Below are 15,218 nucleotides of genomic sequence, written 5' to 3'. Positions count from 1 at the left end.
AGAGTATGCAAACAAAAAAAGAAGTTTATGAATTATTATTACTACAACAAAAGGGATTGTTAGAAGCAGAAACAAATTGGCTTGCTAATCTAGCAAACTCTTCGGCTTTATTAAATGAAACATTGCAAGATACAGTCTTTGCTGGATACTATTTGTTTGAAGAAGGCGAACTAATTTTAGGACCTTTCCAAGGTCGCGTATCGTGTACCCGTATTCAACTAGGTAAAGGTGTCTGTGGCGAATCTGCAGAAAAACAAGAAACCTTGATTGTTGGAAATGTCAAAGAACATGCTAACTATATTTCTTGCGACTCACAAGCGATGTCAGAAATTGTTGTACCCATGGTTAAAAACGGTGAATTAATTGGCGTTCTTGATATTGATAGTAGTCAAATAAATAGTTATGATGCCATCGATCAACAATTTTTAGAACAATATGTTGACCTTTTATTAACAAGTAAATAGAAAAGGAGCTGACCAAGATTCTCTTGGTCAGCTCTTTATTAAATCACGGTCATTGTCCATTATTTCCTGAGATGACACGATATAACCAATCAAATGGCGCAAAGAAAATATCTTCCATATAACTGTCCCCCTTGAAAAAAGAATAGCATAAAATGCAGTTACAGGAAGATTATTTTTGTTACAGTTTTACAAAGAAGTAGTCAAATGTAACATAGTCAAAACAGGTCAGTCCTTTTTCATTGAAATTAACGAAATTTATGTTATACTATCTAAGGTAAGACCCCTTTATATAAAGGGGGCGTTACGGATTCGACAGGCATAGTTCGAGCTTGAATTGCGCTTCGTAGGTTACGACTACGCTAAAACGTTACAGTTAAATATAACTGCTAAAAACAATAACTCTTACGCTTTAGCTGCCTAAAAACAGTTAACGTAGATCCTCCCGGTATCGCCCATGTACTCGGGTCAGGGTCCTATTCTAAGTGGGATACGCTTATTCTTTCCGTCTGTAAGAATAAGAAGAGTTCATCAGACTAGCGACATAAGTAGCCTGTCATTCGGCGATTTATCGAGCGAATCTCTTAAATAGAACTGACTATGAGCGTAGATTTTTGGGTAGCGATATGTTTGGACGCGGGTTCGACTCCCGCCGCCTCCATACTTGGCGAACTTGCTAAATCATTGGTAAATCAATGGTTTAGCAAGTTTTTTGTTATACTAGAAAACCCTTATCACCACGCTCTTCCCCTTAAACGTCATTACCAAACAAAAAGACTCAAAATTCAACTAGACTACCCTCTATTTCATGGTACACTTATCTTCAAGGAGGTATGAAATGACGAAAATATTTGTAGAAAGTGAATTTGCTCCCTTAAAAAAAGTAGTGCTAGCGCAGTCGCAATTCGCTTTTCCTGATGAAAAAAATGAAGATAACGCAGATTTATCCTTTTTGACTGCAGAAAATATTGAATGGTCTTCAGGTCATGCTGCCGAGGATTTTGCAGATGCTCACCCTGAAAAGCAAATGCGTTGGGAACAAGAAAAAGTAGATATGCAACAGCTTCTAGAAAGTTATGGTGTCGAGGTATTACGTCCAAGATTATTGACTGATGAGGAAAAATCATTGGGACGAGAATCAGGTGATGGTTATAGTAACTTCTTTTCACGTGATCCTTTTTTTGCAATTGGTGAATGTGTGATTGAAGGAAATTTACGATTGCCTCATCGTCGCTATGAAGTCTTACCGATTCGTGAAATTTTAATTGAAGCGACGAAAGAACAGGGACTCTATTTTGCTGCTCCTCAACCTGATATTTCACTTGGTATACATAGCCACCAAGGACCCTTTATTGAAGGTGGTGACGTATTAGTCTATCACAAGACAATTTTTGTCGGATATTCTGGTTTGGCGAGTAATTTATTAGGTATTCAGTGGTTACAACGTTTCATGAGACACTTTGGTTACGAAGTTGTTCCAGTACGATTGCATCCAAACATTCTACATTTGGACTGTGCGCTAAGTCTTGTACGTGAGGGGCTCATGATTATTTGTGAGGATGCTTTTTTAGATGGTGTTCCTAGCCAACTACAACACTGGCAAAAAATCCCGATTAGTTTAGCTGATGCTAGTATTTTGATGGCGAATGGTTTGCCAATTAATGAAGAAGTGTATATAACAGATTATTCATTTAAAGAAGTTATCACAGCTTTGAAAAAACATCATGTAAAAGTAGAAACATTGGATTATTATGTCTCTAGAGTTTTTGGTGGTTCATTTAGATGTACGACCCAACCGTTCATTAGAGAATAAAAACAGACTAAGATTATTGGATTATCCCTTTAATCTTAGTCTGTTTTGTTACTTAAAGCTATAAAGATTTTCTTTCAACAATTTGATAATACACATTCGCAGTTAAGCGATAAACTAAATAATAGAACACAATAAATACAAAAGCTACAGCAATCGTTACTTTAAAGAATACATCAGTCTGACGGACTTCAAATAATAAAAGGAGTTGCTTCATCATCGGAAAGGCAAAGGTCAAATGCAAGAGTGCCGTGACTAATGGCAAACCAAAAATTAGAAGCACTTGCTGATTAATTGCACGCTTGACTTCTTTTGGACTCATGCCCACTTTTTGCATGATGATAAATCGTTTGCGATCATCTACCCCTTCTGATATTTGCTTAAAGTAAATAATCAGAACCGTTGCGAATAAAAAGATGATACTCAATAAAATCCCAATAAAAAAGAAGCTATTGTCAAAATCATGGTTTCTTTCTTTAGCCAAATCTTTTGATTTGATACCATATGAATAGCTCATTCTTGTTGGATAAATACCATTTAATACATCTGTTAGATCCTCTGCAAATACTGCTCGTTGTTCTTTCTTTGAAGCAGTAAAATTAAAATCAAAATGATACATCCATAAATTAACGTTTTCCCATTCATAAAAAGGCAGGCTCTTTTCAATAGCATTAGAGATTATCTCTTCATCTGCCATCACAACAATTATCCGATTAAATCCTAGAAACTCCAAGATATTCGGGAAATCTGTGACGACCTCTTTCACATTAAATGTTTGTTCTCCAATGGTTAATGGTTGATTGGCGACTCTTTTCCCCATGCCATCTAATAGTACTTGATCTTTACTTAACTGATAGTCCGTATTCATCAATTGATTGTACTCAGACACCGTGATAAAGGTATAGTAATTTGCTTTGGAATTGTTGAGAATACTAACTAAATCAGAACTTGCCTCATTGACCCACGTCAATTGATTACCCTCTCGACGATAGAGAAAATCAGTACTTAGCTTAACTTGTCGCGTATCAGTAATCTCAATTTTTCTGTCTTTTGCTAAGTCATAAGTTTTTTGAGTCCACCTATCTGGAGCAAAGCTAGTGACTAACTGCATATCATAATCAAATTCCGCTGCTATATCTGCTTCGCGTCCAGCATATAAACTTACTGTTGTGGACACCGTAATTAATGCCATTGTTGATAAGATACAGATGCTAGCTAAACCGGCTGCATTTTGTTTCATCCGGTACATCATACTCGATACAGAAACAAAAAAATCAGGACGGTAATACAACTTCTTGTTTTGTTTCAACTGTTTTAGTAGAGTCACACTGCCCCCAATAAAGAGCATATATGTCCCAATAACGACTAAAATGACCGCAACCACAAAAGTCATAACAGCAATTAAAGGTGTTTCAATCGTAAATGCTAAATAGTAACCAATCCCCAATGCCAGTAAACCAATAATCGTTAAAAACCAACGAGCTTTCGGTTCTCGTTCACCTTTTTTGACACTTGTTAATAATTCAATAGGATTTGTTTTATAAATATAACGGCAATTGAACAAAAACAATAAGACAAAAACAAACAAGAATTCCAACACAATCATCACAAAGCTGCTACCATTCATTGTAAAAACAAATGCACCGCCCACATCATACAGCTTTAACAAGCTTAGCGAAAGAAATTTAAAGAAAACCACACCTGATATACTTCCCAATACTAAGGAAATGACATATGAAATGACTAATTCCCACATGGTCAGCTTGTATAATTCTTTTTTTCCAAGCCCTAAAATATTAAATAAACCTAGTTCACGAGTCCGTTGTTTACTAACAAAATGATTGGCATAAACGGCAAAAATAAAGGTGAGAAAGATGATGACTTGCTGCCCTAAATTAAAAGCATGGGAGACACCCCTGCGTTCGCTTAATTGTTGCATGCCATCACTATGAACCAATAAATGAATCATTAGATTAATGGCAACCATGAAAATCATCGCACATAAAAATGGCAAGTAGATTTGACGATTTTTTCGTAATGTTTGAGCACTTAATTTTGCAAAAAACATGCTACTCCCCCTTTGTCAACAAAACAGTCGTCATATCTGAAATAGTTGCTAAAAACTCTTGATTGTTTTTCTCACCACGATACAGTTGATGGAAGACTTGCCCATCTTTAATAAAAAGTACACGCTTCGCATGGCTAGCCGCAATAACACTATGGGTCACCATTAAAATCGTTTGACCATTGGCATTCAAGCGTTCAAAGACTTGCAATAACTGATTAGATGTTTTAGAATCTAACGCTCCTGTCGGCTCATCGGCTAGCAATAATTCTGGTTGTGTAATAATCGCTCGGGCAATCGCTACTCGTTGTTGTTGTCCACCGGATAATTCATAAGGATATTTCTCAAGCAATGTATCAATTCCTAGCGCCTGTACAAGTGGCAACAATCGTGCTTCCATTTTCTGATACGACATGCGTGATAAAACCAAAGGCAATAGAATATTATCTTTAACTGAAAATGTATCAAGCAAATTAAAATCTTGAAAGACAAAGCCTAAATGCTCACGCCGAAATTTTGCGGCCTCTTTTTCAGCAATTTCACTAAAGTCTTGTTGCCGTAATTGAATCAATCCTGTATTCGGTTTGTCTAGTGTTGCAATTAAGTTTAATAACGTACTTTTTCCTGAGCCTGATTCACCCATAATCGCTACATATTCCCCTTCTTCAATCGTAAAGTCAATTTGACGAAGTGCTTCTACAGGTTGGCCGTTTAGCCGACTTTGATATGTTTTTTTGACATTTTTTACTGTTAATAATCGAGTCATTTTGATTCCCCCTCTTTGCTATCATACCTAGAAAAATCGGAAACTGCTACTTACAAAACAACATCCCAACTTACAGATTCGTAAGTTGGGATGTTTGGCTTTTATTCTTTGGGAAATGTCAGACTGACGACGGTGCCGCTTGCAACTTCTGACGTGATGGTCAACGTCATACCAATTTTTTGGGCCATCATTTGACAGAGATAAAGTCCCAGTCCACTTGCTCGTTGATGTTCACGTCCATTGTAGCCTGTATACCCCTTTTCAAATACTCGCGGTAAATCTTCTGGACGGATGCCTATACCTGTATCTTTAATCAATAATTGATTTTCCTCCCAAATAACGGCAATTTCTCCTTCATTGGTATATTTAATGGCATTGAATAGTAGTTGTTCCAAAATAAATGTCAACCACTTTTGGTCTGAATACACCGATACTTGCAGAGACTTCATGACTAGACGTAAATCTTTTTGTGAAAAGAATACCGCATATTTTTTCAAAACCGTTTTGACGATTGGTTCTAATGCTACCTTTTCAATGACTAAGTCTTCATTGGCTAGATTTTGGCGTAAATAATTCAGCATCATTTGTAGGTAATCATTAATTTTGAACACTTCATTTTTCATTTTAAGTGTTTCTGGTTCTGGCAATTGTAGCAGTAAATCTAAAGCGGCTAGTGGTGTCTTAACTTGATGCAACCATAAACCAAAATCTTCTAAAATTTCTTTTTGTTGCTCGCTGATTTGTTGCTGTTGCCGATCTTTTTCTACTAATGTTGTTTGCAATAACTGCTGATAAAGCCTCTCGCTCTCGGTTGTCGATTTTGGTAAAAACAACTGTGCCTGTCTGGTCATTGGTTGTGTCGTTAGTTGTTTGAGTTGCTTTATTTTTTGCCAATGCTGATACCCACAAATTAGCGAATAAATCACTAACAGAAAGGTCAAAAACCAAAACACATCCACAAATGGTTGCAAAGGTAAGTTATGTAAGTACAACGTTGCCAAAGTTACGACCAAAAACACGCCATACATGCCATAAATTACAAGCTGTTCCTTCAAAAATTTCATGTCTCTTGCCTCTCAATCAAATAGCCACGGTTTTTAACGGTTTGAATGATATTTTTGACCCCAATAGATTGTAATTTCTTACGAATACGGGTCATATTGACAAATAAGGTATTATTATCGATAAAGGCATCATCGTTCCATAAAGCTTGAATGATTTCTTCTCGTGCGACAATGGTTCCTTGTTTTTGCATCAAAACGGCTAGAATCCGCGTTTCATTCGGCGAAAGAACCAACGTTTCCGTTGCTGATTTCACTTGATTTTCTAATGGATAAAAGACGCAGTCCCCCAATGAATATTGTAAGGTTTGCTGTCCGTATTGATAACTCCTGCGAAGTAACGCTTGAATTTTAACTACCAATAGACTCATATCGAACGGTTTCGCAATAAAATCATCTGCCCCCATATTCATCGCCATAATTTGATTCATTTTTTCCTCTGCAGATGAGAGAAAAATAATCGGCACTTCTGAAATTTTGCGTAACTCTTGGCACCAATGAAAGCCATTAAAATATGGCAAAGAAATATCCATTACGACTAACGAGGGCATTATTTGTTGAAACTCACTCACAATTTCTTGGAACTGCTTAGGCGCATATACTTGGTAACCCCACTGTCGCAAATGTTCCGAAATTGTTGCGACAATCGTGTCATCATCTTCTACTAAATAAATTACTTGAGTCATTTCATCCCTCCTCTCTTATTTTATAACATAGTCGAAAACAAGATAAAAGCAAGAACGCTAGAATTCATCTACCAACCATGCTAAAATGAATAAGAATTTATATAGAAATGAGGAAGAACTTGTGACAGAATATTTAAACGTTGGAAAAATCGTCAATACCCATGGAATCCGAGGCGAAGTTCGTGTGATTTCACAAACAGATTTCCCCGAACAACGTTACAAAAAAGGTGCCGAACTAACTTTATTTCAAGAAGGTAAAAAGCCACTGAAATTGGTGGTCTCTGGTCATCGTAAACATAAAAATTTTGACTTATTAACATTTGAAGGCTATCCAAATATTAATGACGTAGAACAATTCCGCGATGGGATTTTGAAAGTTTCTGAAAATGATTTAACTGATTTAGAAGAAAATGAATATTATTATTATGAAATAATCGGATTGGATGTCATTGACGAGCAAGGACAGCACCTAGGCAAAGTCAAAGAAATTCTTTCCCCTGGTGCCAATGATGTCTGGGTCGTTCAACGTAAAGGCAAAAAAGATGCCTTGATTCCATACATTGACTCTGTGGTCAAAATAATTGATTTAGATGCCAACGAGGTACATGTTGAAATTCCGGAAGGATTGTTGGACGATGAGAATTGATGTGCTAACGCTTTTTCCTAGAATGTTTGACGGACCAATGGGTGAATCAATCATTGGAAAAGCTCGTGAAAAAAATTTATTAGAAATGAATGTCTCCAACTTCCGTGACTTTTCGGACAACAAGCATCAAACCGTCGATGACTACCCTTACGGTGGTGGCGCAGGCATGTTGTTAAAAGTCCAACCGATTTATGACAATATTAAAGCCATTGAAAAAGAAACACCTCAGACGAAAAAACGCGTCATCTTATTAGATCCTGCCGGAAAACCATTCAATCAAACAATGGCCGAGGAATTCGCTGAAGAAGAACACCTCGTATTCATTTGCGGTCACTATGAAGGTTATGACGAACGCATTCGCTCGTTAGTTACTGATGAAGTTTCTTTAGGTGATTATGTCCTTACAGGTGGTGAATTAGGGGCAATGGTGATGATTGATGCCACTGTGCGTTTATTGCCAGATGTCTTGGGGAACAATGTATCTGCCCAAACAGACTCTCACTCAACGGGCTTGTTAGAACACCCACAATACACTCGTCCTGCTTCATTTAACGACATGGATGTTCCAGCGGTCCTAATGAATGGGAATCATAAATTGATTGAAGAATGGCAATTAAAAGAGTCTTTACGTCGTACATATCTACGTCGTCCAGATATGCTTGAAAAAATTGAACTAACTGATCAAATGAAAAAACTGTTACGAGAAATCAAAAAGGAAGAAATTTAAACGAAAAAGCTGCCTGATTGAAGGCAGCTTTTTTCTATCCTCGTAAACCATACAATTCACCAATATGCGTAATTCGGATATTTTCTTCTTTTAAATTTGAGGCACTCATAATTTCGTTGATAACAAACGTTAGCCTCCTCCAATGCTTCTAAACTGCTATCACTCATTTAATTTCTTTCATCTAACGCTTTTTGTAATCTCATTTCAGTGCTAAGAATGTCTGATTGACGATATTCACCATCTTTTTCTTGAAAACTTTTGATTTCTGCTTCAGCTTTTTCCAAATCATAAGTGATAAATGATCGATTGATTTCTTCCTTTTCAATCGCTTGTTCGGTTTGTTCAACTAATTTTTCTAAGTTAGAAATATTAATTGGTGCGTGGATTGTATCGGCGGTGGTCGTTGTAAATAATTCCTGACCGTTAGTATCCAACGCGACAAGATTTATTTTGTAGTCGTCGAAAAAATAAGCACTCGTTTGCTTGATTTTTACTTGATACTCACTTTCATTTCCATCAATTGTATCAATCAACTGACTATTTTGATAAATTTCGTACTCAGCAACTTGCTCTGCAGGTAGCCATTCGATTGTATAAGAGGATTGATTGTATTCATTTACCTGTAATAAGCGATACTTCAATGAATCGATTAACTGGTACGTCAAAGGACCAGTTTCTTCCAAATTATCTTTCGTACGATCACTCAAATAATACATCGCAAAGGTCTCTGCAAAATACTCTTTGGTTTGTCCATAATAATTAGGATTTTCATCTGATAAGGTTGTATTTTCTTCAGGAATGGTTTGAGGTTTTTCTTTTTTTATTTCATCAAATTCTTCACCTAACACTTCACTTAAATATTGCGTATTTCCGCCTAATTCGTAATCCATCACATGACCAAATTCATGTAATGCCACTTTCTCACTGTTATTATGTTTGCGGCCCATCTGGACATACATCGTATTCTCATCAGGAACAAAAAAACCAGCATAATTTTCTAAGCCCGACATATTTACTCGAAAATTTGGTAATTCATCGAATCCATAATCTGTTAAAACAATTTTGACTTGTTGGTGATACGCCATTTCAATCATTTCAGGTTCGACTTGGCTTAGGACATCAACAATACCATCAACTTCTGATTCTTTTACCTCTTCTTTTTCCCGTAATTCTATCATCTCTCGAAGATAGGTTTCACTTTCTTGTACTTCTGGTTCTTTTTTTTGTAGCAAAACAAAACCTAACAAAATGAAAATCATACCAACTACTGAAAACCCTATTTTTCTTTTCATACGCCTTCTTCCTCTCTCACTTTTCCTAAATCCCCCACATTTTATGTATTAATGGTACTAATTTTTTTATAAACTGACTATTGTTTTGTCTTTTTTCACTTTTTTTACGCTAAATTTGACAATGACAAGAAATTTAACTTTACACATTGTAACGTATATGATAGTATGTTTCAGTGAGTGTAATGCTCAACTATTACAATATTCCGCTGAGGTGGCAAGATACTTTAAGAATATTTGGAAATAAGGAGAATGATAAATTATGAATCCATTGATTCAAGAACTAACTCAAGAACAATTACGTACAGACATCCCAGCTTTCCGTCCTGGTGACACAGTTCGCGTTCACGCGAAAGTTGTCGAAGGTACTCGCGAGCGTATCCAGTTATTTGAAGGCGTAGTTATCAAACGTCGTGGTGCTGGAATCAGCGAAACTTACACAGTTCGTAAAATGTCTAATGGTGTTGGTGTGGAACGTACATTCCCATTGCACACACCTCGTGTTGCTCAAATCGAAGTTGTTCGTTACGGTAAAGTACGTCGTGCAAAATTGTACTACTTACGTGCATTACACGGAAAAGCAGCTCGTATCAAAGAAATCCGTCGTTAATAACGTACGAAAAGCCCTTGGTTTCAAGGGCTTTTTTCTTTTGGTTTGATTAAAGTTAACGTTTCTTATTCCTATTACTTGTCAAAAGGTGGCAAAATAGGGGCAGGCTTTGAGCTAAGTAAAAGACCAGTTGAACAAAATCGTTCATCTGGTCTTTTGTTAACTTAAACAGTAAATTTTTGTGCTTCACTTTGTAAATACTGGGCTGTCTGACTTAGTGACATGGCGACGTTTGCAACATCATTAATCGTTTCTGCTTGTTCTTCCATTGCACTAGCAATTGTATCAATATTGCCTGAGGTCAATTGTGAGCCTGTCGAAATTTCAGAGACAGAAGCAGAGACTTCTTCAGCACTTGCGGATAATTCTTCAGCAGTCGTTGAGATGTCTTGAATTTGATTGCTCATTTCTTGTACTGCACCAACGATAGATTCAAATGCAGTTCCCGCATCTTGAATGACAGAAACGCCTTTTTCGACAGCTGGTAAAGTTGTTTCCATGGCTTTTGCGACATTCTTCGTATCATTTTTGATTTCGGTCGTCAATCGATTAATTGACGTTGCTGATTGTTTAGATTCTTCGGCCAACTTACGAACTTCATCCGCAACGACTAAGAATCCACGGCCTTGTTCTCCCGCACGTGCTGCTTCAATTGTTGCATTCAAAGCAAGTAAATTCGTTTGATCAGTTAAGTTGGTAATAATATTGATAATATTTTCAATTTCTTCTGTTTCTTCAGCTAATTTTTGAACGAGTTCATTCACAGAAACAGTTGATTGATTGATACTTTGCATCTGTTCTTGTGCTTGGGTAATTACTTGTGAGCCATTTTGTGCAGATTGATTCGTATGGTTGGAAGAATCAAATAATACTTGTGAAGCTTCCGCAATCCGTTGAACGCCTTGTGCTGTTTCATCCATGGCAATGGCACTTTCATTTGCTGCACTAGCGGAATTTTGAGCCACGTCTGCTGTTTCAGAGGCTTGTCGAGAAACCTCTTCTGTTGTTGCAAGTACTTCTTCTGAACTAGCCGACAATTCTTGTGAAGAAGCACTTAGTTGATCAGCACTACTTTGAATACGAGAAAGTAATTGTGCAAAGGTATGTTTTGACTCATTAAAAATCTTTGCAAGTTGCCCGATTTCATCATTTGAATGTACTTCGACATCTTCGGTAGCTAAGTTCCCTTCTCCAAAAGCTTTTGCTACTTGAATAACACCAAGTAATGGTTTCGTAATCGTTCGACGAACATACATAATTAAAAATACCGCCGCAACTATACTAATGATTAAAATGGTAAATGAAATGAGTTGTGCTAAACGAACAGATTTGTTGGTTCGCTGGTTTATTTCATTCATTTGTTTTGTTTGGTAATCGAGCATTTCTTCTGCTGCCGTAAACATCGCCGTATTAATTTCTTGCATCTCAGTATTTACTAGATTCTGCGCAGTCCGCATGTCTTCTTGATTGACAGCTTCAACAATTTTCGGAATTAATTGATTGACTGCATCATTATCAGCATTGGCATCTTCCCAATGAGTACGAAATTCTTCTGAATGAATCATTTTACCTAGCTCTGCTAAAGCAGTATCAAGATTGCTTGCTGCCAAGTCTAAATTTTCTCGATTCACTTTCGATTTTGGATCTAAAATAACCGAACGAATATGATTAGCTTGCATACCAACTTCATACCGAATCTCCGAAATATAATTTAATTGCGTCAAACGATAATCTAAAGCTTCTTCTACTTCCTTGTCAATTTTATTTAAATTGATGAATGTACTTCCGATAGATATTGCCAAAAGAACAATCAATGAAATAAAAGAAACATTCAATTTTTTCCCTACACTCATGCTATAACTCTCCTTTTTCTCTTCTTTCTATTTGTACTATTCTTTATATCGGTTTGTTTGTTCAAAAATTTAGTAATTTGTGAAAAAAACTGGTAAAAGTCAAAACATCTTCTTCTAGCTGGAACCTATTTCGATGAATTGTTGTATAAAAATAACTTATCATTCAACAATTTTTTTATAAAAAGATGAGGGATTTCTTTTCAAAAACCACTTTCTTTCCACCCCCTTTTATGTATAATAGAACATGGTTTATGTTTATTTATTCATTATAGGAGGATTTATTTATGCAAAAGGAAACACGAGATTTAACGAAATTAAAAACACCGCACACTTATGTCATTATTTTTTGTGTCGTTGTTTTTGCTTGGTTACTAACTTTTGTTGTTCCTGCTGGAAAATTCAATACAACCGAAATTCAATACCAAGATGCAAATGGCGAAACAGCATCAAGAACTGTTCTTGATCAAGATTCTTTCCGTTATGCACATCCAATGAATCAATCGTTTGTTTATGACCAGTTGGAAAAATTAGCAACCAATTCACAAGAACTAGAGGAGCTAGGTGTCGACCAAGATGCTTTAACCTCTATTTTAAATGAAGGAGAAAAAAATCTTTCACAAGAAAAATTAGATGAAATTTCACTAACTGATGATGTCTTGTACCAAGAATATGGCGAAAAAATTTACGATACTTCTGAAAAACTCCACAAGACAGCGAAAGTCTGGGGAACAGATGATTTTAATGGTTTCGGTTTTTTAAACTTCATTTTTGAAGGGTTGGTTTCAGGAGATAAGTATGGTTCTGCTGTTGGGATTGCAGCCTTGATCTTAGTGGTTGGTGGTGCCTTTGGTATTATTATGAGAACAGGTGCAATTGATGCTGGGATTTATGCGTTTATCAGTCGTACAAAAGGATTGGAACGATTCGCTTTACCATTATTATTCTTTGCATTTTCATTTGGTGGTGCGACATTTGGAATGGCCGAAGAAGTCATTCCCTTTTCGATGGTCATGGTGCCTTTTGTCATCGCATTAGGTTACGATTCCATTGTTGCGGTCACCGTGACTTATGTCGCTTCACAAATCGGGAATGCTACTTCTTGGATGAGTCCCTTTAGTGTGGCAGTTGCGCAAGGAATTGCTGGCATTCCAGTATTGTCAGGCGCAACCTTCCGTTTAATTATGTGGTTTGTTATTACTTCTTTAGCAGCAGCTTATATGATGATTTATGCAGAACGTATTCGTAAAAATCCAAGCTCATCGATTGTTTACAAAACCGATGAATACTTCCGTCAACATATTGAAAAAAATGTGAACGAAAGCAAAACATTTAAATTAGGTCATAAATTAATCTTAGTCGAAATGCTGATTGTGTTAGTTTGGATTATTTGGGGTGTCACCCAAAAAGGTTACTATATTCCAGAAATTGCTTCACAATTCTTTGTTATGGGCTTATTTGCAGGTATTCTAGCTGTTATTTTCAAAGTTGGCGACATGGGTATTAATGATATTGCCTCTTCTTTCCAAAGCGGTGCTGCTGATTTAGCTGGAACAGCAATTGTTGTCGGTATGGCAAAAGGAATTTTACTAGTCTTAGGTGGATCAGATGCCAGTCAATATTCAACATTAAATACCGTCTTACACAGTATTGGTAACTTACTGACAGGTGTTCCAGCCGTGGTTGGTGCCTGGGCAATGTATGTCTTCCAAAGTCTCTTTAATTTAGTCGTTACTTCAAATTCTGGACAAGCCGCTTTGACTATGCCAATCATGGCACCACTTTCTGATTTATTAGGTGTCTCACGACAAGTTGCTGTCTTAGCATATCAGCTAGGTTCAGGTTTCGTCGATGCATTCACACCAGTTTCTGCTAGTTTAATTGGTGTCTTAGGTGTTGCGCGTATCGATTGGATTAAATGGGCAAAATTCCAAATTAAGATGCAAGGCTTCTTATTCGTTCTAGGAACCATCTTTATTGTCATTGCTATCTTGATAGGGTTACAATAAAGATAGTTTGATGAAAAGGAGGAGTATTCATTGATTACAATTATTCGTCAAGCAGATGTCTATGCACCTGAATATTTAGGTGTGAAAGATGTATTATTTACAAGAGAGAGCATTTTAGCTATTGAAGACCACATTGATTTGCAAGCAACTGGTTTAGATGTGCATGAAATCGACGGTGCCAACAAAATATTAACACCTGGGTTTATCGATGGTCATTTTCATATTTTAGGTGGCGGTGGCGAAGGTGGTTTCCAAAACCGCACGCCAGAAGTGACTTTGAGTCAGTTAACTTCAGCTGGTGTCACATCGGTTGTTGGTTGTCTAGGGACAGATGGTGAAGGTCGTGATATGACGGCACTGATTAGTAAAGCACGTGGCCTCGAAGCCGAAGGTATTTCTACCTATGTATATGTAGGTTCTTATCGATTGCCTGTCAAAACAGTCACCGATTCTATTATCAAAGACTTCCTAACAGTGGATAAAATTATTGGAATTGGCGAGATAGCTATTTCTGACCACCGTTCTTCACAACCATCTTTCGAAGAATTTACACGTGCTGTAGCTGATGCGCGCGTTGGTGGGATGCTGTCAGGAAAAGCTGGCATTATCAATGTTCACCTTGGAGATGGCAAAGCACGCCTTACTCTTATTGAAGAGACATTAGCTAAAACAGAGATTCCAATAACCCAATTTTGGCCGACACATGCCAATCGTACACAAGAAGTTTTTGACGCTTGCGTAGCTTATGCGAAACGTGGTGGTTATATTGACTTTACGGGTAGTGAAGATCCTGATTTTTGGGAAGAAATGGATGGCGAAGTTCGCTTTAGTAAAGGATTGAAACGTCTGCTAGCAGAAGGTGTTGATATGAATAACGTGACAATGACTTCAGATGGTCAAGGTAGTTTACCTTACTTTAATGAAAACCGTGAATTTATCGGTTTAGGAATCGGCAGTTCAAAATCACTGTTAATCAATATTAAAGAAGCCGTTTTAAAAGAAGACATTCCTCTTGAGATTGCCTTACGAACAATCACGAAAAATCCTTCCACTATTTTAAAACTCACAAATAAAGGTGAACTTGCTGTTGGTAAAGATGCTGATTTTTGTTTGTTAGACAAAGAAACATTGGATTTAGATACCGTCATTGCCAAAGGTCAAACGATGGTGCAAAACAAAGAAATTATGGTTTACGGTACATTCGAACGTGCACTGAATTAAATAAAAACGCCCACAAT

Annotated in this window: 13 protein-coding genes and 1 other RNA gene; 8 read left to right on the top strand and 6 right to left on the bottom strand. The window is 36.9% G+C overall.

The window, feature by feature from the left end; all coding sequences use genetic code 11:
* Positions 1-5: 5 nt before the first annotated feature.
* The 3 genes from BAU17_RS08165 to BAU17_RS08155 all read left to right on the top strand — a co-directional run bounded on the left by BAU17_RS08165 (position 6) and on the right by BAU17_RS08155 (position 2,274).
* Entirely contained in the window at positions 6-464 is a 459-nt protein-coding gene (locus BAU17_RS08165; RefSeq protein WP_161902318.1) for a GAF domain-containing protein, read from the top strand.
* 294 nt (positions 465-758) lie between these two features.
* Positions 759-1,125, top strand: a transfer-messenger RNA (tmRNA) gene (gene ssrA, locus BAU17_RS08160).
* A 174-nt stretch (positions 1,126-1,299) separates the two neighbouring features.
* On the top strand, positions 1,300-2,274 hold the full coding sequence (locus BAU17_RS08155) for a dimethylarginine dimethylaminohydrolase family protein (RefSeq protein WP_161902317.1): 975 nt from the start codon (positions 1,300-1,302) through the stop codon (positions 2,272-2,274).
* Between the two features lie 58 nt (positions 2,275-2,332).
* Here BAU17_RS08155 and BAU17_RS08150 read toward each other — a convergent pair whose 3' ends face one another.
* The 4 genes from BAU17_RS08150 to BAU17_RS08135 form a co-directional block, all read right to left on the bottom strand.
* Positions 2,333-4,339 (bottom strand): ABC transporter permease, encoded by a 2,007-nt coding sequence (locus BAU17_RS08150; protein WP_161902316.1) that lies wholly within the window; start codon positions 4,337-4,339, stop codon positions 2,333-2,335.
* A gap of 1 nt (position 4,340) precedes the next feature.
* A complete protein-coding gene (locus tag BAU17_RS08145; protein WP_161902315.1) occupies positions 4,341-5,102 on the bottom strand; it encodes an ABC transporter ATP-binding protein in 762 nt (253 codons plus the stop codon).
* A 101-nt stretch (positions 5,103-5,203) separates the two neighbouring features.
* On the bottom strand, positions 5,204-6,166 hold the full coding sequence (locus tag BAU17_RS08140) for an ATP-binding protein (protein WP_161902314.1): 963 nt from the start codon (positions 6,164-6,166) through the stop codon (positions 5,204-5,206).
* Positions 6,163-6,849: a response regulator transcription factor gene (locus BAU17_RS08135; RefSeq protein WP_161902313.1), complete on the bottom strand. Its 687-nt coding sequence runs from the start codon at positions 6,847-6,849 to the stop codon at positions 6,163-6,165. Before BAU17_RS08135 ends, BAU17_RS08140 begins: the two co-directional genes overlap by 4 nt.
* A 121-nt stretch (positions 6,850-6,970) precedes the next feature.
* On the opposite strand from BAU17_RS08135, the gene rimM reads away from it, so the two are divergent.
* Positions 6,971-7,495 (top strand): ribosome maturation factor RimM, encoded by a 525-nt coding sequence (gene rimM, locus BAU17_RS08130; RefSeq protein WP_161902312.1) that lies wholly within the window; start codon positions 6,971-6,973, stop codon positions 7,493-7,495.
* Positions 7,485-8,222 (top strand): tRNA (guanosine(37)-N1)-methyltransferase TrmD, encoded by a 738-nt coding sequence (trmD, locus tag BAU17_RS08125; protein WP_161902311.1) that lies wholly within the window; start codon positions 7,485-7,487, stop codon positions 8,220-8,222. The genes rimM and trmD overlap by 11 nt, the downstream gene beginning before the upstream one ends.
* A gap of 167 nt (positions 8,223-8,389) precedes the next feature.
* On the opposite strand, the gene BAU17_RS08120 is transcribed toward trmD, so the two are convergent.
* The gene (locus BAU17_RS08120) at positions 8,390-9,514 is read right to left on the bottom strand and encodes an anthrax toxin lethal factor-related metalloendopeptidase (RefSeq protein ID WP_161902310.1); all 1,125 of its coding nucleotides are present in this window, start codon (positions 9,512-9,514) and stop codon (positions 8,390-8,392) included.
* Positions 9,515-9,773: 259 nt separating this feature from the next.
* Between BAU17_RS08120 and rplS the strand changes: the two genes are divergently transcribed.
* Positions 9,774-10,121, top strand: coding sequence for a 50S ribosomal protein L19 (rplS, locus tag BAU17_RS08115; protein WP_161902309.1), 348 nt, complete (start codon positions 9,774-9,776; stop codon positions 10,119-10,121).
* A gap of 164 nt (positions 10,122-10,285) precedes the next feature.
* Here rplS and BAU17_RS08110 read toward each other — a convergent pair whose 3' ends face one another.
* Positions 10,286-11,974: a methyl-accepting chemotaxis protein gene (locus tag BAU17_RS08110; RefSeq protein ID WP_161902308.1), complete on the bottom strand. Its 1,689-nt coding sequence runs from the start codon at positions 11,972-11,974 to the stop codon at positions 10,286-10,288.
* A 284-nt stretch (positions 11,975-12,258) separates the two neighbouring features.
* Between BAU17_RS08110 and yfcC the strand changes: the two genes are divergently transcribed.
* Both yfcC and iadA read left to right on the top strand, forming a co-directional pair.
* Complete coding sequence (yfcC, locus tag BAU17_RS08105) at positions 12,259-13,980, top strand: putative basic amino acid antiporter YfcC (RefSeq protein ID WP_161902307.1); 1,722 nt, start codon at positions 12,259-12,261, stop codon at positions 13,978-13,980.
* Between the two features lie 33 nt (positions 13,981-14,013).
* A complete protein-coding gene (gene iadA, locus BAU17_RS08100) occupies positions 14,014-15,201 on the top strand; it encodes a beta-aspartyl-peptidase (protein WP_202622300.1) in 1,188 nt (395 codons plus the stop codon).
* The last annotated feature ends 17 nt before the right edge of the window (positions 15,202-15,218 follow it).

This window comes from Candidatus Enterococcus willemsii (assembly GCF_009933335.1).
GTDB classification, from domain to species: domain Bacteria; phylum Bacillota; class Bacilli; order Lactobacillales; family Enterococcaceae; genus Enterococcus_F; species Enterococcus_F willemsii.
The sequence above is the reverse complement of the archived record's forward strand: the minus strand, read 5'-3'. Positions and strand labels throughout refer to the sequence as shown.